Annotated in this window: 14 protein-coding genes; 1 reads left to right on the top strand and 13 read right to left on the bottom strand. The window is 41.1% G+C overall.

What is annotated here, in order from left to right:
* Positions 1-19: 19 nt before the first annotated feature.
* The 7 genes from FFF34_005725 to trpD form a co-directional block, all read right to left on the bottom strand.
* The gene (locus FFF34_005725) at positions 20-2,416 is read right to left on the bottom strand and encodes an FtsX-like permease family protein (protein ID TSD66897.1); all 2,397 of its coding nucleotides are present in this window, start codon (positions 2,414-2,416) and stop codon (positions 20-22) included.
* Positions 2,417-2,477: 61 nt separating this feature from the next.
* The gene (locus FFF34_005730; GenBank protein ID TSD66898.1) at positions 2,478-4,844 is read right to left on the bottom strand and encodes an FtsX-like permease family protein; all 2,367 of its coding nucleotides are present in this window, start codon (positions 4,842-4,844) and stop codon (positions 2,478-2,480) included.
* Between the two features lie 92 nt (positions 4,845-4,936).
* Positions 4,937-7,348 carry an FtsX-like permease family protein gene (locus FFF34_005735; GenBank protein ID TSD66899.1) on the bottom strand — a complete coding sequence of 804 codons (2,412 nt, stop codon included), beginning with the start codon at positions 7,346-7,348 and terminating at the stop codon, positions 4,937-4,939.
* Positions 7,349-7,393: 45 nt separating this feature from the next.
* On the bottom strand, positions 7,394-9,823 hold the full coding sequence (locus tag FFF34_005740; GenBank protein TSD66900.1) for an FtsX-like permease family protein: 2,430 nt from the start codon (positions 9,821-9,823) through the stop codon (positions 7,394-7,396).
* A gap of 201 nt (positions 9,824-10,024) precedes the next feature.
* The gene (gene trpB / locus FFF34_005745; protein ID TSD66901.1) at positions 10,025-11,206 is read right to left on the bottom strand and encodes a tryptophan synthase subunit beta; all 1,182 of its coding nucleotides are present in this window, start codon (positions 11,204-11,206) and stop codon (positions 10,025-10,027) included.
* A complete protein-coding gene (locus FFF34_005750; GenBank protein TSD66902.1) occupies positions 11,190-11,828 on the bottom strand; it encodes a phosphoribosylanthranilate isomerase in 639 nt (212 codons plus the stop codon). Before FFF34_005750 ends, trpB begins: the two co-directional genes overlap by 17 nt.
* A 1-nt stretch (position 11,829) precedes the next feature.
* Positions 11,830-12,819, bottom strand: coding sequence for an anthranilate phosphoribosyltransferase (trpD, locus tag FFF34_005755; GenBank protein TSD66903.1), 990 nt, complete (start codon positions 12,817-12,819; stop codon positions 11,830-11,832).
* Positions 12,820-13,028: 209 nt separating this feature from the next.
* Between trpD and FFF34_005760 the strand changes: the two genes are divergently transcribed.
* Positions 13,029-13,973 carry an ion transporter gene (locus FFF34_005760; GenBank protein TSD66904.1) on the top strand — a complete coding sequence of 315 codons (945 nt, stop codon included), beginning with the start codon at positions 13,029-13,031 and terminating at the stop codon, positions 13,971-13,973.
* A gap of 19 nt (positions 13,974-13,992) precedes the next feature.
* Here the strand turns inward: FFF34_005760 and FFF34_005765 are convergent, their stop codons facing one another.
* From FFF34_005765 to FFF34_005790, 6 genes are all read right to left on the bottom strand, one after another.
* Positions 13,993-14,808, bottom strand: coding sequence for an SDR family oxidoreductase (locus FFF34_005765; GenBank protein TSD66905.1), 816 nt, complete (start codon positions 14,806-14,808; stop codon positions 13,993-13,995).
* Positions 14,792-15,640: a glycosyltransferase family 2 protein gene (locus tag FFF34_005770; protein TSD66906.1), complete on the bottom strand. Its 849-nt coding sequence runs from the start codon at positions 15,638-15,640 to the stop codon at positions 14,792-14,794. Before FFF34_005770 ends, FFF34_005765 begins: the two co-directional genes overlap by 17 nt.
* A complete protein-coding gene (gene recR / locus FFF34_005775; protein TSD66907.1) occupies positions 15,640-16,254 on the bottom strand; it encodes a recombination protein RecR in 615 nt (204 codons plus the stop codon). Before recR ends, FFF34_005770 begins: the two co-directional genes overlap by 1 nt.
* A 237-nt stretch (positions 16,255-16,491) precedes the next feature.
* Positions 16,492-18,855: an FtsX-like permease family protein gene (locus tag FFF34_005780; GenBank protein TSD66908.1), complete on the bottom strand. Its 2,364-nt coding sequence runs from the start codon at positions 18,853-18,855 to the stop codon at positions 16,492-16,494.
* 135 nt (positions 18,856-18,990) lie between these two features.
* The gene (locus tag FFF34_005785) at positions 18,991-21,456 is read right to left on the bottom strand and encodes an FtsX-like permease family protein (GenBank protein TSD66909.1); all 2,466 of its coding nucleotides are present in this window, start codon (positions 21,454-21,456) and stop codon (positions 18,991-18,993) included.
* A 117-nt stretch (positions 21,457-21,573) separates the two neighbouring features.
* Positions 21,574-23,946 (bottom strand): FtsX-like permease family protein, encoded by a 2,373-nt coding sequence (locus FFF34_005790; protein ID TSD66910.1) that lies wholly within the window; start codon positions 23,944-23,946, stop codon positions 21,574-21,576.
* Positions 23,947-24,016: the final 70 nt, after the last annotated feature.

Below are 24,016 nucleotides of genomic sequence, written 5' to 3' on the forward strand. Positions count from 1 at the left end.
ATAAACTGTAGTATTAAAATCACTCGCTTCGTAAACTTTTTACAGGGTTGGCTATAGCCGCCTTAACCGATTGGAAGCTAATGGTAAGCAGTGCTATTAACACAGATAACAGGGCAACAAATGCAAACGTACCCCATGTAATAGCTATACGGAAAGCGAATCCCTGCAGCCAGCGGTTCATTACATACCAGGCCAACGGCCAGGCAATAAGGTTTGACAGCAGTACCAGCTTTATAAAATGGCCGGATAACAGCAACACTATGTTTTGTACCGACGCACCTAAAACCTTGCGTACCCCTATTTCTTTCACCCGTTTCTCTGCCGAGAAGGATGCCAGGCCAAACAAGCCCAGGCACGAAATAATAATGGCCAATGCTGCCAGTATACCTACAATTTTACTCACCTGGTTATCGGCACTGTAAACTTCGGCAAAGTGGTCGTCCAAAAATTGGTATTCGAAAGGGTAATCTGGATTAAGTTTTTCCCATGTTGCTTTTATAAAGGCAATGGCCGGTTTGGATGATCCCGCCTTAACTTTTACCGATACGGTTCTGTAGCCCCAATCTTTCTGGTTTACAATAAACATGGTCTCTACCTTGTAATGCAGCGAGTTAAAATTGAAGTTTTTGGCAATGCCTGTAATAACGCCAAGCGAGTCGTAACCAAAGCGCTGGCCTATTAACGATTCCATTTTTTCTTTGGGGTAATCCTTTAACAGCTCTTTGGCCATTTCCTCGTTAATGATGTACTCTCGCCCGTTTGCCGCCTTTTCGTTTGAAAAGTTTTTACCGGCGGCCAATTTAATGTTGTACACTTTAAGGTAATCCGGATCAACTATTAATTGTGTTGATGCCATATCGCGCTTAGGGTTATTTTTATATTGAAAGGTAACGCCCGACTGATCTAAATGGCTACCCAATTGGTCTTGTGCTGCCGTAACGCCGGTAATTAATGTATTGCCCGATAGTTGTTGCTTAAACAACTCGTAGTTGCGGCCGCTTATCTGGTCAAGCGGTATGGTAACTACCTGGTTGCGGGTAAAACCGGGGTCTTTCTTTTGCATAAAGTCGAGTTGCTTTAACACAAATACCGTGGCTATCATTAAAAATACTGCGCTGGTAAACTGACCCACTACCAGCACATTGCGCAGCATACCCTTGCTTTTTCCGGTGTCTACAGCTCCCTTTAACACTTTTACCGGCTGAAAAGACGATAAAAATAAAGCAGGATAAATACCCGATAACACGCCCACTAACACAGTACCTAACAGCATATAAAACAAAAACTGCAGGCTATTAAATATAGGCAAGCTTAGTTCGCGCTGGCTAAGGCTGTTAACATAAGGTAAAGCAAGCTCTACTAATATAACCGCCAACACCAAGGCCAATAATGATAATAATATAGTTTCGCCCAAAAACTGCAAGGCCAACTGTGAACGGTTTGCACCAATTGATTTACGTATCCCTACTTCTTTGGCCCTATCGGCAGAGCGTGCCGTACTTAGGTTCATGAAGTTAATACAGGCGATAATAAGCACAATAAGCGCTATTATGGCAAACAGGTTAGTTGAATTTTTATCAAATTTTTGGAAGTTGATATAATCTAAACCTATATCTGCAGTGTTTGCGTGTATGTCTTTATAGGGCAGATAAAACACCTCATAATATTTCCATCCGTCGCCGTTCATGTGTTTTTTTAGAAAAGCAGGCATTTTTTTATTAAAGGCTTCTATATTGGCTCCCGGTTTCATTTTTAAATAGGTGTTCAGCCAGTTGCCTCCCCATCTATCCATCCATTTTTGTTTAATGCCCGGTAACGAATACAGGGCATCAAATTGCATTTGAGAGTTTTTAGGGATATTAGCCAATATTCCCGTAACGGTAAAACTTAGCGTATCGCCGCCAAAGTGATTAATGGTTTTACCTATAGGGTCTTCTTTACCAAATAGTTTTTGGGCGGTTTCTTCGGTAAGTAATATGCTATTAGGTTTTTCAACGGCGCTTTGGCCATCACCTTTTAAAACTTTAAAGTTAAATATTTTAAAAAATGATGAATCAACCGCTAAAACACGCGGTAAAAACAAGCGCTTTTCGCCAAATGTCATTTGATATTTATCGTCCCATTTGGCACGGGTAAAGTCCTGCACTTCGGGGTATTCAGCTTTTAAAGCAGGGCCCATCGGGAACATGGATAAGCCCACTTTTTGCGATGATACCATCCCTGGAAATTTCTGCACCTCGTTTAACCGCCAAACGTTATCGGGCTGAAAATTATCAAAACTGCGTTCGTACGATACAAACAATAAAATAACCATACAGGCGGCCATACCTACGGCCAGCCCAACAATGTTAATTACCGAAGAAACCTTGTTCTTCCATAAATTGCGCCACGCTATTTTAAAATAGTTCTTTATCATGTTATAATGTTTAAATATCTACTATTAACTGATGTTGTATTCTTTTACTCAACAGCCGCTGTTACTCGCTTCGTAAACTCCTTACCGGGTTAGCTAAAGCCGCTTTTATAGCCTGAAAACTGATGGTAAGCAGTGTTATTACAATTGCTGCCGCGGCCGATAATATAAATACCCCCGGCCCTATTGTAATACGGTACGAATATTTAAGCAGCCAGCTTTGTAAAGAGTATAAGGCTACCGGCGATGCGATAACACAACTAATAAGCACCAGTACAATAAAGTCTTTTGAAAGCAGTACCCAAACCTGGGTTACCGTTGCTCCCAAAACCTTGCGTACACCAATCTCTTTAGTACGCTGTTCTGCTATGTATGCAGCCAGGCCAAATAAGCCAAGGCAGCTTATAAATATGGCCAAACCCGCAAAAATGCCGGCCAGTTTGCCTACCAATAACTCCAGGTTGAATTTTTGGTTATAATCTTCGTCGACAAAGCGGTAAGTATAAGGGTATGCCGGGCTGTATTTATTAAATATGTTGGTTATCTTTTCAATGGCTTCGTGGGTATTTACTTTAGGTGATAAGCGGTAAATAATATTGCTACCACCAGTAAAAAAGAACATGGTTGGGTCGGCCGCCTGGAATGGCGATTCCATCAGCGCATCTTTTACAACACCTATAATGTGCATTTGCCTCCCAAATTTGGTAATGGTTTGCCCAAGCGGGTTAGCTAAACGCAAGCGTTTTACTGCAGATTCGTTTAATATTACATTAGTGCTATCGGCTTTTTCGTTGCCAATAAAGTCATGCCCCTGTTTTAGCTGCATGCCAAGGGTTTTAAAGTAATCGCTTGAAACTAATATTGTACCCATCTCAACTGTTTCGCCGGCATTTTTACCCGGGAATGCTTCTACATCGCTGTGCCACCAAACACCCGTAGCCGGGCTGGTTGCCGTGGTAATTGAGGTTACTGCTCCGCTTTGCAGCAAATCTTGTTTTAAGGCAGCGGCGTTTTTACTCAAATCATCATTGGTCATGGTAGTAACCAGGCGGCTGGTGCTGTAGCCGGTAGGCCTATCCTTAGCATGCTGTATTTGCTGATAAATAATAACCGTACTAATGATAAGCGCTATAGAGCAGCTAAACTGTAATACAACCAATGCCTTGCGCGACAACGCTGCCGAGCGTGCTGTTTGTATAGTACCTTTTAATACCTGTACAGGGTTAAACGATGACAGGTAGAATGCGGGACGACTACCGGCTAATAGGGCGGTAAACAATGTACAACCAATAGTAATTATCCAAAACACTGTGCTGGTATAGGGGATGGTAATATTTGTGGCCGTTAATGTATTAAATGAAGGTAAAACCAGTTGCACCACACCTACCGAAAACAGGAAGGCTATAAAGGTGATCAACACCGATTCTGTCAAAAATTGTATAATAAGCTGATTGCGTTGCGAACCTATGGCCTTGCGTATCCCAACTTCGCGTGCGCGTTTCTCTGAACGGGCTGTGGTCAGGTTTATAAAGTTGATACAGGCAATTACCAATACCAGGATGCCAATGATGCTGAATATGTGTACATACTCAATAAAACCGCCGCTTGCTTTACCGTTAATGTAGGTGTTATACAAATGCCAGTCTTGCAGAGGTTGCATAACTACTTCGGAGTTTTTAGCATTAAGGTTATCTTCATACTTCTCCATGTTTTTAATTTTTGGAGCAATTTGGGTGTATTTAATACCATCTTTAAGTTTGGCATATAGCACAAAGCCATTGTTGCCAAAACTTCCTTTACGCGACTCCTTAACCCCCGGGTCGGCAGTTTCAAAATAACTAAAGGGGATAACGTAGTTAAAACTTAAGGTTGAATTTGCCGGTATATCTTTGATAATACCGGTTACTTTTAAATTGTCTTTGTTATCCACTTTTACCATTTGGTTCATGGCGTTTTTATTTCCAAACAACGCTTTAGCGGTCGATTCGGTAATAACTATTGAGTAAGGGTCTTTTAAACCATCGGCATTACCCTGTACAAACGGGTAGCGGAATATTTTTAAGAAATCGGAGCCGGCTTGTACGCCGTTAGAAAACAGCTTGGTATTACCAACCATCAAACCATGCTCCCGGCCGCCATCGCTTTCTGCAACATATTCAATTTCGGGGTAGCCGGTACGCAATGCATCAGCCAGTTTAAGCGATGTGCTGGCAAAGTTTAAAGTATCGCCATTACTGTTAAAATTGCGCCTAACCTGATACGATTGCGTATAGTTAGGCAAAAATTTGTCATAAGCATACTGATAGTTTACCCACAAACCAATTAATAATGCGACTGCCATACCTGCGGCAAGGCCCAAAACATTTATGGCACTGTAAACTTTGTTGTTTAACATATTGCGCCACGCTATTTTAAAATAATTCTTTATCATGCTATTTGGTTTTAGATGTAATTATCACAAACACCAAACTCCGGGCATATAAACCCAGAGCTTAGTACTTAATTAACTATTGTATCAACTTACTATTCACTTTTTAAACTTTTTACGGGGTTAACCAGGGCAGCACTTACGGCTTTATACCCTACCGTTATCCATGCTATTATGATGGAAGATGCGATGGATATCAGGAATATACCTACCCCCGGCTTTATTTTATAGGTAAAATCCTGCAACCACTGTTGTGTAAAATACCAGGCAATAGGCGCCGCAATAACAAAAGCGACTATAATAAGCAGGGTAAACTCTTTAGAGAACAGGTATACAATGTTTGCCACCGATGCACCCAGCGTTTTACGTATACCAACCTCTTTTGTGCGTTGTACCGCCATAAACGAAACCATGCCATATAAGCCCAGGCAGGATATAAATATGGCCATACCGGCAAATATTTTATACAGCTGTGATAGCTGATCTTCTTTTTGATAGAAGCGGGCTATCTTTTCGTCTAAAAATTTGTACTCGTATACCGTTTCAGGGAAAGTTTTGTTCCATGCTTGTTCAATTGCGGCAAGTGTTTCTTTTATATTGCCGCTGCCTAATTTAATGTTGGCTTTTAGGTATTGATCATTCCATGATGCCATTATTACGGCGGGTATTTTTTCGCGCAGCGATGTAGTATTAAAATCTTTAACAACGCCTACTATCCGCGCCTTTTTTTCATCCCATATACTTATGTTTTTGCCAATGGCATCTTTAGGATCCTTTACACCTAACTCTTTCAGTAGTGTTTCATTAACCACAAACCCCTTTACAGTATCGCTTTTTTGGTAGGCCTGCCCAGCCACAAAATGCATATCGTACAGTTTAAAATAATCAGCATCTGCCCATTTTAAGCTGATCCTGAAATCAACCTCTTTCGGCGAATCGTCATACTTAAAATCTGTGCCCCAGTTAGTATTATCAGATGGGGACGCGAAGCTGTAACTAAAACCTTTAATGTTCGGATTTTGCAGTAGCTGATTACGCAGGCTGCCCATATTTAAGCGGCTTAGGCTATCGTTTGGCAGCTGTATGGTAACAACTGCATCTTTATTAAAGCCTAATGGTGTGCTTTTGATGTGGTTTAGCTGGCTTATAATTACAATAGTGCCAATAACCAGCACTTGTGCAATGCCAAATTGTAAAACAACCAGGCTGCGCCTTAAGGTAATGCCATTGGTACGGGCTACTGCAACTTTGTTTTTTAAAGCGGTTATAGGGTTAAAGCCCGATAGTACCAATGCAGGATAAAAACCTGATAAAAAGGTTACCGCTACCAGTACCACTGTTAAAAATAAAACAACAACCGGGTTGTTTATAAAATTACCACTTAACTGTAATTCTAATAACTTGTTTAAGTAAGGCAAACCCGCCTCGCTTATGCCTATTGCAAGTACAATGGCAAATAATGTGATAATAAAGGTCTCGCTGATGAACTGAATGATCAACTGTTTACGCTGGCTACCTAACACCTTGCGTATACCTACTTCTTTTGAACGGTTAACCGCCTGCGCGGTTGCCAGGTTTATAAAATTAACACATGCTATAACCAGTAAAAACAAGCCTATCAGGCTTAAAGCGTTTATTAATTCTTTACTGAACACCTGACCACTAAAAACACCTACCCTGTTATCAAAGTGCATTTGACTAAGCGGTTGTAAAAACTGGCTATCTTTGTTATCCTTTTCGGGGCGGTATTTTTTTATGAAGGCAGTAAGATTTTTATCAAAGCTTGCCATTGATACATTTTTAGGCAATACCACAAAGCAACTGTTTGAGCCAAAAGTACTATGCCAGTCTTTTAAACTCCCCGCAAAATCGGTACTTTTCATGGTACTGAATGATATGGCAATGTTAACAGGCAAATCAGTATTTAAAGGCAGGTTTTTTAATATGCCTGTTACCTTTAAATCAAGCTTGTTATCATATTTAACCACTTTGCCTATAGCATTTTGCCAGGTACCAAAGTATTTTTCGGCTATTTTCTGTGTTAACACTACGCTGTTGGGTTCGGTTAAAGCAGTTTGTTTGTTGCCGGCTAACCACCCAAAATCAAATACTTTAAAAAATTGCGTATCAACAAAATACAAGTCGTTTTCTTTAAACTTCTTCGACTGCCCGTTATGTTCGTTAAGTACGTTTAACTGCTTGTCGTCATCGTTAAATACATTGGTTACATATTTTAATTGGGGATAGTCTAAACGTAAGGCTTCGGCTGTGGGGAACGGCACACCCATGCGGTATTTGACACCATCAGGTGAAATGCGCTTGGTTAAAACACGGTATATCTGATCTTTATCGGTATGATAATTATCAAAGCTCGTTTCAAAATTGATCACCAAAAATATAAGCAGACAAGCCGCAATACCAATGGACAGGCCAATAATGTTTATAGTGGTGTAACTTTTATTGCGAATTAAACTGCGCCAGGCAGTTTTTAAATAATTTTTAAACATGCTTTTATTTTAAGTTTTTAACCGTGATCTCTAATCTATTGCCCTCTACTCTGAACGTAAACTTCTTACCGGATTAACTAATGCTGCCCTTACCGCCTTATAACCCACGGTTACCCAGGCTATAATGATGGATACAGATATAGCCAACACAAACACGCTTGCTGATAGCGTTATCCGATAAGCAAAATTTTGCAACCAGTTTGACATGATGTACCATGCGGTTGGCATGGCAATTACAAACGATATGGCTATCAGTATCATAAACTCTTTAGAAAACAGTAATACGATATTGAATACTGATGCGCCTAATACTTTGCGCACACCCACCTCTTTGGTGCGTTGTACAGCCATAAACGATACCAGGCCATATAAACCCAGGCAGGATATAAAAATGGCTATAGCGGCAAATATTTTGTAAACCATAGCCAGTTGGTTTTCCTGTTTATAAAACTGGGCTATATTTTCATCAAGGAAGAAACCGTTGTAAGCATATTCCGGATAGGTGGTTTCCCATAGCTTTTGTATGCCGGCAACTGTGCGGGTAAGGTTTTTTGTTTCGATCTTGATAGCAGCCTGCGATTCAACTTTTTTGTAAGGCATCATTACAATTGGTTTAACGGCATCGCGCAGCGAATTGGTTTTAAAATCTTTAACCACTCCTACTATAGGTGCCCAGGTAGGCATTCCGCCTGTTTTTACTGTTTTACCAATCGCATCTTCGGCTTTTTGTATGCCCAGTTTATGGATAAAGGTTTCGTTCACTACAACCTGCCTGGCGGTATCGCTTTGATCGTAGCCCTGCCCCGCGGCAAACTTTAAGCCATAGGTTTTAAAATAATCGGCATCGCCATATTTAAGGAAAGTGCTAAATGTTGGGTCTTTTTTAGAATTGTTAAAATAGAAGTTGGTACCCCAATTGTTTTCTGATGATGGTGCATCCGAACTAAAACTCACCGATTTGATCTCCGGGTTTTGTAAAAGCTGTTGCTTAAATGCCTGCATTTTACTTAGCGTAACACTATCTGACGAGCCTGGTATAACCAGCACGGCATTTTTGTTAAAGCCCAGATCGGCCTGGTTAACAAAGTTCATTTGGTTAACTGCTACAATGGTGCCTATTATTAATAATTGCGCTATGGCAAACTGTGCCACAACTAATGCCCTGCGCAATGGTATGCCACCAATTGATGCTGCGGTTATTTTATTTTTTAAAGCCATCACCGGTTTAAAACCTGATATAACCAAGGCAGGGTAAATGCCTGATAATAAAATCACAATCACCATTGTAATTAACAGGAATGATATTGTACCTGCGTTTAGCAAGGCAATATCATCTGGCACGCTGGCTATGTTTTTAAGGAATGGTAATGCCAGCTTGGCAATAGCCATAGCCAATATTACCGATGTTATAATGATAAGGGTGGTTTCGCCAATTACCTGTATAATAAGTTGCTGCCTGGTACTACCCAAAACCTTACGTATACCCACTTCTTTTGACCGGCCAACCGACTGCGCAGTTGATAAGTTAATAAAGTTGATAGAAGCCATAATGATGATCAATACAGCTATAAAAGTTAGGGTACTTAAAGTGGCTTTGCTGGTTAGGTGGTCGCCAAGGGTATTACCTACACGCGTATCAAAGTGTAACATACTAAGGGGTTGCAGCAAGTGTACGCGGGTTGTTTTCTTTTTATTAAGATCGCTTTGTTTGTTGGTAAAGCCTACTAATTGTTTTTCGAAACTTGCCGCCGTTACATTTTCGGGGAGTTGTGTATATACCTGAAAATTACTGCTTAAACTGTGCCAGTTGCCCGAAAAATTATAATAATCGCCATTTTGTTTCAGGGTGATGTAAGATACCAGCACGCGTAAAGGAAAATCGCTGTTATCGGGCGAATCTCCAACTATACCGGCTACCTTTAATGATAAAAAATTATCCATTTTAAGGTTTTTACCCATGGCGGTTTTCCAGTTGCCAAAGTATTTGGTGGCTGTTTTTTTATCTATCACCACCATATTGGGTTCCTTCAGCGCATCCTTATTACCATCCAGCCACTCTGCATTAAAAATATCGAAGAACTGCGGCTCAATAAAAAACACGCCAATATTTTCGGTGAATTTTTTATTATCAGACGTATTTGCAGGATTATTACCGGGAACGGTTATCTGACTGCCGTAGCTGGAATTTATCGCTGCGAATTTATATTGAGGGAAATCGATACGTAAAGCATCAATTGCAGGTACAGATATACCGGGGTTAAAGTTTTCACCATCTTCGCCTATCTGTTTGGTTATAATATGGTAAATGTTTTTGTAGCTGGTAAAATTGGTATTAAAACTCAATTCAAACTGCAAAACAACAAATATGAGCAGGCATGCGGCTATACCCACGCTTAAACCCGAAATATTTATAATAGAATATGCCTTATGACGGATGATATTTCTCCAGGCTATTTTGAAGTAGTTTTTAAACATAGCATTGTGATTTACACAACTATGGTTAAAACATATACCAAACTGTTAATAAGCTAATAGTCAATAGTTTAAATAAGCCCAAATACTTACGATGTGTTCGTAAGTGTAACAGTCTGTGTTCGGTTATGATACAGTATAATTATAGATCAGGGATCCGTTGATAAAGCAATTACTTCAACTTTAATCCCTGATCTCAAATAATCAAAATCCGAAATGCTTGATGTAAGTGCTCAGATCCTTATCTCCCCTACCCGAAAGGCATATCACCACGTTTTCGCCTTTACTAAAGGTCATTTTCTCTAAATAAGCCAATGCATGGGCGGTCTCAATAGCCGGAATAATACCTTCCATCTGTGAACATAACAGGCCCGCATCTAAAGCCTCGTCATCGGTAATACTTACGTATTGCGCACGGTTAATTTTAAACAAGTGCGCGTGTTGCGGGCCTATACCGGGATAATCTAACCCGGCTGAAATGGAGTACGGTTCTTCTACCTGGCCATCGGCGGTTTGCATCAATATAGTGCGACTGCCGTGTAAAACACCCTCCTTACCTAAAAAAGTGGTGGCTGCCGAGTGACCGCTATTTACACCTTTGCCTGCGGCTTCTACGGCTACTAACTTCACATCCTCGTCATCTAAAAAATGGTAGAACATACCCATTGCGTTGCTGCCACCACCTACACATGCCATTACATAAGTTGGTAAATCTCTACCGGTTTGCTCCAATAGCTGTTTTTTAGTTTCTTCGGATATGATCGATTGAAATTTTGCCACCATTTCGGGATACGGGTACGGGCCAACTACCGATCCGATGATATAGTGGGTGTCAACAGGGTTCCCTATCCAGTCGCGCAGGGCCTCATTGGTGGCATCCTTAAGCGTTTTACTTCCCGATGTAGCCGGAACGACCTTTGCGCCAAGCATCTTCATACGGGCCACGTTAGGGGCTTGTCGTTCCATGTCTATTTCACCCATGTAAACCACGCACTCAATCCCTTTTAGGGCACAAACCGTGGCGGTAGCCACACCATGCTGCCCTGCACCTGTTTCGGCTATGATTCGTTTCTTGCCTAAGCGTTCTGCAAGTAATATTTGCCCTATGGCATTGTTTATTTTGTGCGATCCGGTGTGGTTAAGGTCTTCGCGTTTAAAAAATATATTGGCACCATACTTATCAGAGTATCGTTTGGCATGGTATAGCGGCGAAGGGCGGCCCACATAATCGCGCAATAACTGGTCAAACTCAGCTTTAAAATCATCCTCGTTTATTATTTTAATGTACTGTTGCCTTAATTCCTCCACATTGGGGTATAGCATTTCGGGGATATATGCGCCGCCAAAATCACCATAGTATCCCTGTTCATTAACTCCGTATTTCATTGCTATATATTTTAATCGTATTAAATGCCTGTGTTAGTTTGTCAATATCTTTTAATGCCGGCGCTGTTTCAAACTTGCTGTTCAAATCAAGTGCGTAAAGCATCGGGTGATTAATACTTTTTACCTCTTCAATATTATCAGCGCTTAAGCCGCCAGATAAAAAGAATGGGACGTTTAACTTATATTTAGTTAAAATGGCCCAATCAAACGTTTTACCAGACCCGCCATGCACCGGCGTTTTGGTATCGAACATAAAATAATCCACTTTGTTGAGGTAGGGTCTTAATTGCTCAAAGGCGAACGCCTCATCAACTCCAAAAGCCTTTATAACCACTACTTTCCCTTTAAACTGCTCGCAAAAATCGGGACTTTCTGTTCCATGTAACTGTATCGCATCAAACCCGTATCGGGTAATTAATTCGCTAATAGTCTCTGCTGCCTCATTTACAAAAACCGCGGTTTTGGTTATGCCTGTGGGTATTGCTTGCAAAATACCCTTATCTAAATCATCTATAAAACGTGGCGATCTATCATAGCAAATAAAGCCTATATAATCGGGCGATAAAGCGGTTATATCCGCGATATTATCAGCATATTTTAAACCGCAAACCTTAATTTTCATGTTAGTTGACTATCAATGTTTTAAAGCTATTTAACGCCTTTTTACTTATTAACGATTCTTCTGCCTCGTAAAAGCAATCGGCAAAGCTTTTATCCGGTTTGATGGTTTTAATGGCCATTGCGGCATTACTTAATACCACGCTGCTTTGGGCACTTGTAGCTTCGTCGTTTAAAACCTTCATAAATATATCAGCCGAATCACCAACCGTATGCCCGCCGGTTATTTCATCTTCATTCAGCTTATTAAAGCCTAAGGCTTCGATACTGTTTATTTTTTCACCCTCGGCACTAAACGTTTTAAAATCGCAGGTAAGGGAAATTTCGTCATAACCATCTAAAGCATTAAGGATGGTATAGTTAATACCCGATTTTTGATACAGGTAAGCATAAACCCTTGCCAGCTCTAAATTAAACACACCTACTAACTGATTGTTAGGCTTAGCCGGGTTAACCAGAGGGCCAAGCATATTGAAAAAGGTTTTTACGCCCAATTCGCGGCGTATTGGTGCCACAGTTTTCATAGCCGGGTGAAACAGCGGCGCATGTAAAAAGCAAATATTGGCTTTGTCAACGCTCTTTTTTAGTTTATCCGTATCATTGGTAAACACATAACCCAAATGCTCCATCACGTTAGATGAACCGCAACCCGATGATACACCATAATTACCATGTTTGGCAACCTTATACCCTGCCCCTGCCACTACAAACGATGCCAGTGTAGATATATTAAAGGTATCCTTACCATCGCCACCTGTACCGCAAAGGTCAATCAGTTCGCCTGCTTCTAAATCAATAGGCAGGCAAAGCTCCAGCATGGCGTCTCTAAATCCTTCCAGTTCGTTTACCGTAATGCTGCGCATACAATAGGCGGTCATAAAGGCTGCCATTTGCGAATTGTTGTACTTACCTAAAGCAATGTTCTTCAAAATCTCTTTTGATTGCTCGCGGGTGAAGGTTTTATGTTCAAATAAGTGGTTAAGTATCTGTTTCATAAATTATGCATAAAAAAAGGGCTGCCATGTGGCAACCCTTCTGTAATATCTAAAAAAACAAAAAATGAGGCTGCCTTACGATATCTCGTTTAGCCACCACCAATTGTTGTTTATTGTTTTCATATTATTATGGAAGCAAATATGGAAATAGTTTTCACTAAAAGCAAGCAGAATGATATTTTTACACAGATACGTTAAAAGCCCCCCTAATGGCCATACATCAACAAAAAATAAATCCCGAAAATGACCTGGGCTTTGGCCCGCAGCCTGTTATTAAAAGCCAGCCGCTTATTAATAAGGATGGGTCTGTAAACGTTAGGCGAAAAGGTCTTTCGCTTTTTAATACTGCCGACAATTACCATACGCTTATAAAAATGAGCTGGGGTAAGTTTTGGTTTGTAGTATTAAGCGGCTATTTATTGGCTAATCTTTTGTTTGCCACTATTTATGTGCTAATAGGTATGGACAGTTTGGATGGCGCATCGGGCAGCGGCGAATGTAGCCACTTTTTAGATGCATTTTTCTTCTCCGCACAAACTATATCTACTGTAGGCTATGGGCATATTAGCCCTCGTGGTGTAGTAGCTAACAGTGTAGCCGCCTTTGAATCTATGATAGGTTTATTGGCTTTTGCACTGGCTACAGGTTTGTTATACGGGCGTTTTTCTAAACCATCAGCCAAGATAATCTACAGCGATAATATCCTGGTTGCACCCTACCAGGTAAACGGCCGGGGCTTAATGTTTAGACTGGCCAACTTACGCCGCAATGTTTTGATAGACCTGCAGGTGGAGATCATTTTTTCGTATAACGAGATAGTAGATGGTAAACCGCTCAGGCGTTTTTTTCCGTTAGAGGTTGAACGTAAAAATGTTAGCCTGCTTACTTTAAATTGGACTATTGTACACCCCCTTGATGAGAATAGCCCTTTGATTGATATGACAGCCGAAGAACTTGAAAATTCGCAAGCGGCATTTTCGGTATTATTAAAGGCGTTTGATGATACTTTTTCGCAAACCGTACATTCGCGTACCTCTTATACCTTTAACGATATGGTTTGGGGTGCCAAATTTATACCTGCGTTTGACCGTGATGAAGATGGACGTATAGTATTGGATATGAGCAGAATTAGCCAATACACAACGGTTAATTAATGCCGTTTAATAGTGGGCCTTACTTCAATAACGGATTTTTCTCTTTAGAAAACACTTTGTAAACCTGGCTATCTAAAAAGGCCGGTAAGAACTTATTTAAAAATACGGTTAACTTACCCTGCCCTGTCATGATAAGGGTGCGCTCCCTATTTTCAACCCCTTTAACTATAATGGTGGCTACTTGTTCGGCAGTCATCATTTTATCTTCTTCCAGCGTGCTTTCGCCTTGTTGAGTGCCGTTTTTATCTAAAGCGGTATTACGAATATTTGATGCTGTAAAACCAGGACAGGCTACCATTACATGCACACCTGTTTTTAAATTCTCTACCCTAAGCGCATCCAAAAAGCCATTCATGGCAAATTTTGAGGCTGAGTAGCCGCTACGGCCGGGTAGCCCTTTATAGCCTGCAATTGATGATACGCCTACAATACTGCCTTTGGTCTGGATTATATGGGGCAGAGCGTATTTTGTGCAGTAAACTGTGCCCCAGAAGTTTACATCCATCAGGCTTTTAAGCACTTTAATATCTGTGTCTTTAAACAAGGCCCGCATAGATATCCCGGCGTTGTTTATCAAAATATCTATTTTACCAAAGGTAGCGGTTGCTTGTTGAATTAAATGGGCACAATCTTCTTCTATCGAAACATCACATTGCACAGCCAGGGCTTTAACATCATGCTGTTTCTCAATATCTTGCGCTATTTCACATAAGGTAACATATTGGCGGGCTGCTAAAACAAGGTTGGCCCCTTGTTGGGCAAATTGTATGGCTAATGCCTTGCCTATACCCGATGATGCACCTGTTATTACTACTGTTTTATCTTTCAACTTCATATTTCGGGGCAAACATTTGCTGCATGGCCGGTATCTTAATTTCAGGCATGCGGAACAAATACTTTGCAGCGAATATAATCATAGCACCATAAAAATCCTTAATGTAGTGCCAGGTAAATTGAGGCTTTAACTGCTTGCAAAAGTTAAGTATATAGGTACGTGGGAAGTAATAATTTTTGTAACCGGCAATACGCATACGGAACGAAAGATCGATATCCGCTCCAAAAGTCATAAAACGCTCGTCAAACATACCCACATGGTTTAATACCGAGCTGCGTAACAGCATAAATGCGCCGTTTATAACATCCACTTCGGTAGTTGCAAATTCGTCTTCTTCTACCCTGCTTTCATCCATGTTTTTGTATAGGCGCGATTTTGGGAAAAACCTGGCCAACCCTGTTAAGCGCAACAATGATGCCCACGCGTTTGAAAAACCAATACGCGATTCTGTCAAATAATTTCCTCGGGGGGTTAACATCCTTACACCTACGCCACCTGCACCGTGGTGAGAGTCCATAAAGTCTACTACATGCTGTATAGTTTTCTTGCCGCTTATTGTATCCGCATTGACCAGTAAAACATACTGCCCTTTGGCCTGCTCTAACGCGAGGTTACGCGATTTAGCCATGCCTAAGGTTTCTTTATTTAGGATCAACTTAGTTTCGGGGAACTCTCTCTGTAACATCGTAACAGAATTATCTGTTGATGCATCATCTACCACAAGTAGTTCATAGTCTATATCCTTACAAGCATTAATTAAAGAATTAAGTGATTGCCTTAGTAGTACAGACATGTTATTATTTACAACTATTACAGAAAGTTTCATAGGCATTAGGATAAAGAATTCTCATATGGGATTCGGGTTACGATAGATCGTCCTAAAGTAATCTCGTCCACATACTCTAACTCTCCTCCAAAAGCTATGCCACGTGCAATGGTTGAAATATTAATATTAAATTGTTTTAATTTTTTATGAAGATAAAAAATGGTGGTATCGCCCTCCATAGTTGCGCTAAGGGCAAAAATAATTTCTTTAACAGCAGTATCTTTTAACCGTTCTACCAAGCTATCTACTTGCAGGTCGGCAGGGCCAATGCCATCCATGGGCGATATAAGGCCGCCTAATACGTGGTAAACGCCATTATATTGGTTGGTATTTTCAATGGCCATTACATCGCGGGTGTCCTCTACTACGCATATCAGTGAATGGTCGCGTTTTAGGGAGGCGCATATCTCGCAAATACGCTGATCGGATATGTTATGGCAGGTTTGGCAAAACTGTATCTCGTTGCGCAGTTTGCTTATGGCTGCACTGAATTTTTGCACTTCATCCTTATCGCGGTTAAGCAGATGCAATACTAAACGCAGGGCGGTTTTTTGGCCCACGCCCGGTAATTTCGCAAACTCAGCAACGGCATCTTCCAACAATTTCGACGAAAAATTCATTGTGCGAAAATAGCGATTTTAACGCAGATATGGCTGATTGTTAAAATTTGCCTTTACAGCATTTATAGGTTTAGGCTTTCTTCCTTCCGCTATAAATTATTCCATTTTTTTGTTGCTTATAGCGGGAATTTTTCGCTTTTTTTCGTTACCCTGCACTAACTAATATAAAATATTATTTCAATTAAAAAAGCGCATTAGTTAAAACGGGCATTTTTTTAATGAGTTGTAGCCCGGTTCCTACTCGCTTCTTAAATTTTTAACGGGGTTTACCAGGGCCGCTTTAACGGCTTGCCAGCTTACCGCGACAAGGCAAATTGCCACACTAAGCAATAAGGTTAAAGCAAATACCCAAAGGTTTACTGATGTATGGTAACTGTAGCTACTTAACCACTGATACACGCTGTACCAGCTTATTGCAGCGCCAATGATAAAGGATATCACCACCAGCTTTACAAACTCCTGCGATAGCTTTAACCAAAGCTCGGCAGTACCGGCACCCAGTACCTTACGGATACTTATTTCTTTACCACGCCGCTCGGCCGAGAAGGCAGCTAACCCAAAAAGCCCAAGGCCCGATATGATGATGGCTAACAAGGTAAACAGTATGGCCATTGTACCCAAGCGCTGCTCGGTTTTAAACTTTTGGCTAAAGCTTTCATCAGTAAACTTATAATCAAACGGATAGTATGGGTTGTACTTTTTATAGATGGTTTGCAGCATATTCAGGTTTTTTGAAACCGAATTAGCAGGATTTAGCCTTAACCCCATATTACCCGACCAACCTTTTACAAACCCTATTATAGCCGGCTTTACAGGCTCGTAGGGCGATGCCCATACAAAATTCTTTACTACACCAATTATGGTACGTTCTGCATTCATCCAGGTTATCTTCTGGCCTATGGGATCCTTTAACCGCATCAGGGCTACGGCGGCTTCGTTTAGTACCACCGCGGTTGAATCCGATGGCCTGTCTGTAGCAAAATCGCGGCCTTGTATCACTTTTATCTGGTAGGTGTTTAACATGTGGTTGGTAACACCTATACAATCTATCGGGGTCTTCTCCTCCCCGGCTAATTGGCCCGGCCATTTGTTTTGCCATGTAGCGCTGGTGATGTTTGTTATTGGCTCCGAAATACTGGCACCGTCCACAATGGCACCGGCACTAATGGCATCTTGCCTAAAGCTTTCAAACTTATCGTACATCGCGCCATCGGCAGGCATTTCAATTAAGCCGTTGCGATTATAGCCTACCGGCCTGTCTTTAATATAGTTTATCTGCTTATAAATAACAATGCTTGATATGATAAGGCAGGTGGCAAATGTAAATTGTATAACCACCAAAACCTGCCGGGGCTTAACGCTTGCATTACTGTTTAAAAACTGGCCTTTTAGTACCTTAATAGGGTTAAATGCTGAAAGAAATAAAGCGGGATAGCTGCCCGCGAAAAGCCCGGTAAGCACAGTTACCGATAAAGCTATTGCCCAGGCTACCCAGTTACCATAAGGCACACTTAGCTGCAAACCTATAAGGTTGCTGAATACCGGCATTAATACGATGATGATAATTAACGACAAGACAAAGGCCAGCAGGGCCATTAATAACGATTCGCCAAGGAATTGCTGTATAAGCGTGATACGGCGTGCGCCGATAGCCTTGCGGATACCAACCTCCCGTGCCCGCTTTTCTGAACGCGCCGTAGATAAATTCATGAAGTTGATACAGGCGATTACCAATATGCCGATAGCCAACAATAAAAACAGGCGAACATAATCTATACTACCCCCTACATTAACGCCATTTTTAAAGTCGCTGTGCAGGTGCAGATCGGCAAAGGGGTAAATGAATAGTTTAACGTCTTTATCTTTTGGAAAATGCTCGCCTATAAGGTTCTTTATTTTTGCGTTGACAACTGTAGCTGATGCACCGGGTTTTAAAAGCACATAAGTGGCATAGGCATACATGTCCCAGTTTTCGCCCTTTAGCCATGGCTGTTGGGTCATAAATGCATCCCATGATATAATGGCCTTATAGTTAAGGCTGGAGTTTGAATTGTCTTTAACAACCGCGCTAACCTTCATCGGGAATTGGTTGTTAAATTTTACAACCTGCCCTACCGGGTTAATATTGCCAAATACCGCCTTAGCACTCGACTCGGTTAATACAATAGATGAAGGGTCTGACAAAGCATCGCGCTTGTTGCCCTGGATAAACTCAAAGCTAAACATATCGAATATGGCCGCATCAATTGCTACGGTATTAAACTTTATGCCTTTATCCTTGTAGGTTACCAGTATATTCTGTGGCTCATTTATACGGGCTGCGTTGGCTATTTCGGGATAATCTTTTTTTAGTGTGCCGGCCAGCAATTGCGGTGTAAACCATTTTGTGCGTATTTCGCCATTGCTTGGCTGGTTTTTAAACACCTGGTACAGGTGGTCGCCGTTTGCATGAAACTTATCAAAACTATACTCGTTGTACACATACAACAGCAGCATAAAACTTACAGCCATACCAACTGCCAGCCCGCCAATATTTATAACAGACGAAATTTTATTGTTGGCGATATTCCTCCAGGCTATTTTAAAGTAAGTTCTTATCATGTGGTGTTGGTTATAGCCACAATATCAGTACTATAAATGTTAAATAGTAATTTTTAACATCTATTAACTAAACCAAAATAGCGATGAGCTTTTAACCCATCGCTATTTTATGCTTTGTTGTAATTGTCAACCTAACTATTCGCTTCTTAAACTTTTTACCGGGTTGGTAACGGCCGCTTTAACCGTTTGAAAACTCAAAGTAAACAAGGCTGCCAGTAACATCCCTGCCCCGCTTACCGCAAATACCCACCAGCTAATGGTGGTACGGTCGGCAAAGTTTTCCATCCATTTGTGCATGGCATACCAGGCTATTGGTGTTACCAGTACAAAAGCCAGTACTATCAACCATATCAGTTCTGTTGATAGCAGCGTAACAATTTGTGCTACCGATGCACCCAGTACTTTACGTACACCAATCTCTTTAGTGCGCTGGCTGGTGGTATAAATAGCTAAACCTAACAAACCAAGGCAGCTAATAAAGATAGACAGCCCTGTAGCCCATGTTAACAGTTTTGAGGTGTTTTGCTCGGCGGTATAAAACTTAGCAATGTCCTCATCATAAAAATGATACTCAAAATCATCTTCGGGATATATTTTTTTCCATGCTTTTTCAATCCCGGCAATAGCGGTTTTCCATTCTGTACCACCTGCGGTTTGCGGTTTAAGGGCGATATGGAAAGTGCGGTTGTTCCAGGTGCGGTTATGAGGTAACAGTATAGCCAAAGGCTTAATTGGCGCGTGTAACGATCTTTGATAAAAATCGGCCGTTACACCTACTATCTCCCTTTTCTTATCGTTATAATCAAGCATTTTACCTATAGCGTCGTTAGGGTTACTAAAGCCTAATACCTTAGCATAATTATTATTAATAACTATGCCCGATACTGTATCAGATGCCCGTAAGTTACGGCCAGCCAGTAGTTTTATCTGGTAAAGTTTAATGTAGTTCTCGTCGGCGAATTTTTGCTGCAGATCTGTTTTAATTTCCTTTTTTCCATCCTTATAGGTAACCGTGGTTGAATTGGTATTACCCGACGATGGTGGCGCGCCCCCTACACTTATCATTTGTATTTGAGGGATAGCTTTAATAGCATCCATAAACACCTGCTGCTTGCCAGTACCTATGCTTTTGTAAGGCGTAGATATGTTAACAATGGCATCCTTTTTAAAGCCAAGGTCTTTATGTAGGGCGTAATATATTTGCTTGCTCACCAGTATGGTAGCCATTATAAAAAACTGCGCTATAACAAACTGTGTAACCGTTAACGATTTGCGCAGCCAGGCATTACGGGTTTTGCTGGTATTGGTCACCTGGTTTTTAAGCACCGCAACCGGTTTATAGCCCGATAACACCAATGCCGGGTAAAAGCCCGACAGGATACTTACTACAAAAGTGAGGACTATTAAAAACACAATAAGGTTAGGCTGGCCAAACACATTGGCTGATACACCCGGGGGGATAAAATCTGCAAACAACTTAAGCACCACCGGCGCCAAAGCAGTTGATATGATAACCGCGAACAACGTGATCAAAAATGTTTCGCTTAAAAACTGTAATATCAATTGGCTGCGCTTGCTGCCCATGGTTTTGCGTATACCTATCTCTTTAGCCCTTTGCGATGCCTGCGCGGTAGTAAGGTTAATAAAATTGATACAGCCCAGTATCAGCAAAAAGGCGGCTATTACCAATAAGCCGTAAAGCGTGGTTTTATTGGCTGTACGCACACCATCCATACCACCGTACACCTGGTCGAAGTGGATATCGCTTAATGGCTGAACATGAAAGCCGTGGTAATTGCCCTTGTCTTCGGGGGTTGGCGGGTTATGTTTTTTTAATAAGGCATTCAATTGTTTTTCTACCCCCACTGCTGATGCCCTCGGCGACAATTTAATAAACAATTGCCCTGCCGAATTGGTATTACCCCATTGTGTAACAGGGAAATTATCTTTTAAATAGCTGCTGGTGGTACCGGTTATGTAGGATATAAAATCTTGATAGATAAAATCGGTATTATAACTTAAAGGTTCTATTACCCCGGCTACCGTAGTTCTTACGGAGTCGTCGTACACCACCTCTTTGCCAATTACATCGCCATAGCTTAGCTTAGGGAAGTATAGTTTAGCTTTTGTAGTGGTAATTACCACCTGGTTTGGGTTTTTAAAAGCTGTTTTTGCCGAACCTACTATCCATTTGTAATCTATTATCTTAAAATAGTTTTCGTCGGCTAATATTAAACCAGGCTGCTTTTTTAGTTTTTTATCACCCGTCGAACCATTTGGGATAATAACATTGGTTTCGCCATAAATATAAAATGGTGCTACAACATCAATGCCGGTGGCCTCGGTTTTAGCAGCGGCGTTTAATGCCATGGTTACACCGCTATTGTGGCTAACTTCTCCGGCAAACGAGTAATCGCTGGTAACACGGTAAATCAGGTTGGCATCTTTATGCGATTGATCGAAGGTAAAATCGAAATGAACGATAAGGTAAATAACCACCGCGGCGCTGATACCTATTGACAGGCCCACAATGTTTATCAATGTAAACAGCTTATGCCTGCGAAACCCGCGCAGCGCAATTTTAAAGTAGTTTTTTATCATCTTTTAAGTGTTTGTTTAGTAGTCTATAGTGCTTAGTTAACAGTATATCATCACAAAATCCATAGACCGTAGTAGTGCTTACTATGGGCTATGGACTATCGTCTATAAGCTTATATTTTATTCGCTCCTCAGATTTTTTACAGGGTTAGTTAAAGCTGCTTTAATGGCCTGCCAGCTTACCGTAGCTAAAGTAACCAGCAAGCTTATTACTATAGTTGCCAAAAATACCCAGGGGCTAATATCAGTTTTGTACACATATTTACTAAAGAACCATTGGTTCATGAAATACCAGCTGAACGACGCCCCAATTACAAAAGCTATTATTACCAATACCACAAACTCTTTTGAAAGGTTCATCCAAAGGTTGGTTATGGTAGCCCCTAGTACCTTGCGGATGCCTATTTCTTTGCGGCGCTGCTCGGCCGAGAATGATGCCAGCGCGAACAGGCCCAGGCATGATATTACTATAGCCAGTATAGTGAACGATTTTGCCAGTGTACCCAATAACTGTTCGGTTTGGAACTTTTTATTGTACTGCTCATCTACAAACTTATAATCGAAGGGGTAATCGGGGTTGTACTTTTTATAAACCGCATTTAGTTTAGCCAATGCATCAGATACCGATAATTTGTTATTTAACTTAACGGTTATAGTACCCGCCCATCCCTTCATGTAACCCACTATTAAGGGCTCGATAGGTTTAGATGGCGAATCATATATAAAATCTTTAATTACACCCACTACGGTACGATCGGCACCCTGCCATTTTATTTTTGCGCCAAGGGGTTCTTTCAGGCGCATTAGTTTTACAGCGGCCTGGTTTAGCATAATAGCGGTTGAATCTGACGGGCGGCTAATATCAAAATCGCGCCCCTCGGCCATTTTAAGGTTAAACGTGCTGATGTAATGATAGGTGGCCACCATTTGCGAAATAGGTAGTTTATCCTCGCCCGGTAATTGCCCCGGCCAGTTGATACCCCACGATGCACCACCGCTGCCGGTAATGCTGTTTGAAGTGCTTGCGCCATCGGTAACAGCACCCGTGTTTATAGCATCCCTACGGAAACTTTCAAACTCGTTATATATACGGCCATCAAGCGGCAGCTCAACCAGGCTGTTTTTATCGTATCCAGCAGGCAGGTTTTTGATATATATAAGCTGCTTATATATTAAAATGGTTGATAGGATAAGGCATGTTGCAAACGAAAATTGTATAACAACTAAAGCCTGCCTTGGCCTTAAGGTGGCGTTACCGGCTTTGTTTATACCCTTTAATACTTTAACAGGCTTAAACGACGACAGGAACAATGCAGGGTAACTGCCGGCAACAATGCCCGTTACCATAGTTATACCTAACCCTGCCAACCAAAAGTAAACCGAGTTATAGGGTATGGTTAATTGTTTATTTATGATAATGTTAAAATAGGGCAATAACCAACTGGTTAATATAAGGGCCAATACAAACGATATAGCCGACATTAACAACGATTCGCCCATAAACTGTTGTATGATAGAAAAGCGGCTTGCCCCCACTACCTTACGCACACCAACCTCGCGCGATCGATTTTCTGAACGGGCGGTAGAAAGGTTCATGAAATTGATACAGGCAATAAGCAGTATGCCAATAGCTAAAAACATAAACAGGCGTACGTATTGTATAGCGCCGCTGCCGGTAGGCATGCCATTTTTAAAATCGAAATATAAATGCTGACGCGAGTATTGGTATAAAGACAGTTTATTTTCTTTATTAGCAGGGTTATACTTACCTACCAAACCCGCCAATTTTTTGTTTAAGGCCGCTACGTTTACACCGGGCTTAACCATTGCATAAGTGGTGAAAGAGAAATTACCCCAATTTTGGTCTTTAACCCATGGCTGGTCGGCCTCCAGCATATCCCACGAGCTTAATGCCTGAAACTTAAGGGTAGCGTTTTCGGGTTGGTTTTTTATAACAGCGGTAACCTTTGCGCTGCGGGTATTGTCTATTTTTACAATTTTACCAATCGGGTCATCGTTACCAAACAATGCCATTGCACCACTTTCGGATAATACTATTGATGATACATCGGTAAAGGCCGTTTGTTTATTGCCCTTTACAAATTCAAAACTAAAAATGTCAAATATAGATGGATCTGCCGAAAATGCGGACAGGTTTAAAGCTTTATCGTTATATTTAAAAAGGCGGCTGTTTAACCAGGTAGCCCGGCTTACCTGCTCAATCTCGGGGAAATCCTTTTTCATGGCAGCAGCTACCGGTACCGATATGCTGTTACCTGTCTGAATTTCGCCATTAGCCGGTTGGCTGCGCAAAACCTGGTAAATTCTATCGTTGTTTTTATAAAAACTGTCGTAAGTAAGCTCGTTATACACATACAAAAGCAGCATAAAGCTTACGGCCATGCCAACGCCCAAACCACCTATGTTTATGAGGCTGTACAATTTGTTTTTAAACAAATTACGCCATGCAATTTTAAAGTAATTCATTATCATAATGCCATATAACCTAAAACCAATACCAATTATTTAACTTGCTGAATTGCAATTAATTAAAAGAATTAAC

This window comes from Inquilinus sp. KBS0705, assembly GCA_005938025.2.
Taxonomy (GTDB): domain Bacteria; phylum Bacteroidota; class Bacteroidia; order Sphingobacteriales; family Sphingobacteriaceae; genus Mucilaginibacter.

Excerpts from the sequence above, each read along its gene's own strand:
- FFF34_005725 (TSD66897.1), bottom strand. The coding sequence starts at position 2,416 with ATGATAAAGAACTATTTTAAAATAGCGTGGCGCAATTTATGGAAGAAC.
- FFF34_005730 (TSD66898.1), bottom strand. The coding sequence starts at position 4,844 with ATGATAAAGAATTATTTTAAAATAGCGTGGCGCAATATGTTAAACAAC.
- FFF34_005735 (TSD66899.1), bottom strand. The coding sequence starts at position 7,348 with ATGTTTAAAAATTATTTAAAAACTGCCTGGCGCAGTTTAATTCGCAAT.
- FFF34_005740 (TSD66900.1), bottom strand. The coding sequence starts at position 9,823 with ATGTTTAAAAACTACTTCAAAATAGCCTGGAGAAATATCATCCGTCAT.
- trpB (TSD66901.1), bottom strand. The coding sequence starts at position 11,206 with ATGAAATACGGAGTTAATGAACAGGGATACTATGGTGATTTTGGCGGC.
- FFF34_005750 (TSD66902.1), bottom strand. The coding sequence starts at position 11,828 with ATGAAAATTAAGGTTTGCGGTTTAAAATATGCTGATAATATCGCGGAT.
- trpD (TSD66903.1), bottom strand. The coding sequence starts at position 12,819 with ATGAAACAGATACTTAACCACTTATTTGAACATAAAACCTTCACCCGC.
- FFF34_005760 (TSD66904.1), top strand. The coding sequence starts at position 13,029 with ATGGCCATACATCAACAAAAAATAAATCCCGAAAATGACCTGGGCTTT.
- FFF34_005765 (TSD66905.1), bottom strand. The coding sequence starts at position 14,808 with ATGAAGTTGAAAGATAAAACAGTAGTAATAACAGGTGCATCATCGGGT.
- FFF34_005770 (TSD66906.1), bottom strand. The coding sequence starts at position 15,640 with ATGCCTATGAAACTTTCTGTAATAGTTGTAAATAATAACATGTCTGTA.
- recR (TSD66907.1), bottom strand. The coding sequence starts at position 16,254 with ATGAATTTTTCGTCGAAATTGTTGGAAGATGCCGTTGCTGAGTTTGCG.
- FFF34_005780 (TSD66908.1), bottom strand. The coding sequence starts at position 18,855 with ATGATAAGAACTTACTTTAAAATAGCCTGGAGGAATATCGCCAACAAT.
- FFF34_005785 (TSD66909.1), bottom strand. The coding sequence starts at position 21,456 with ATGATAAAAAACTACTTTAAAATTGCGCTGCGCGGGTTTCGCAGGCAT.
- FFF34_005790 (TSD66910.1), bottom strand. The coding sequence starts at position 23,946 with ATGATAATGAATTACTTTAAAATTGCATGGCGTAATTTGTTTAAAAAC.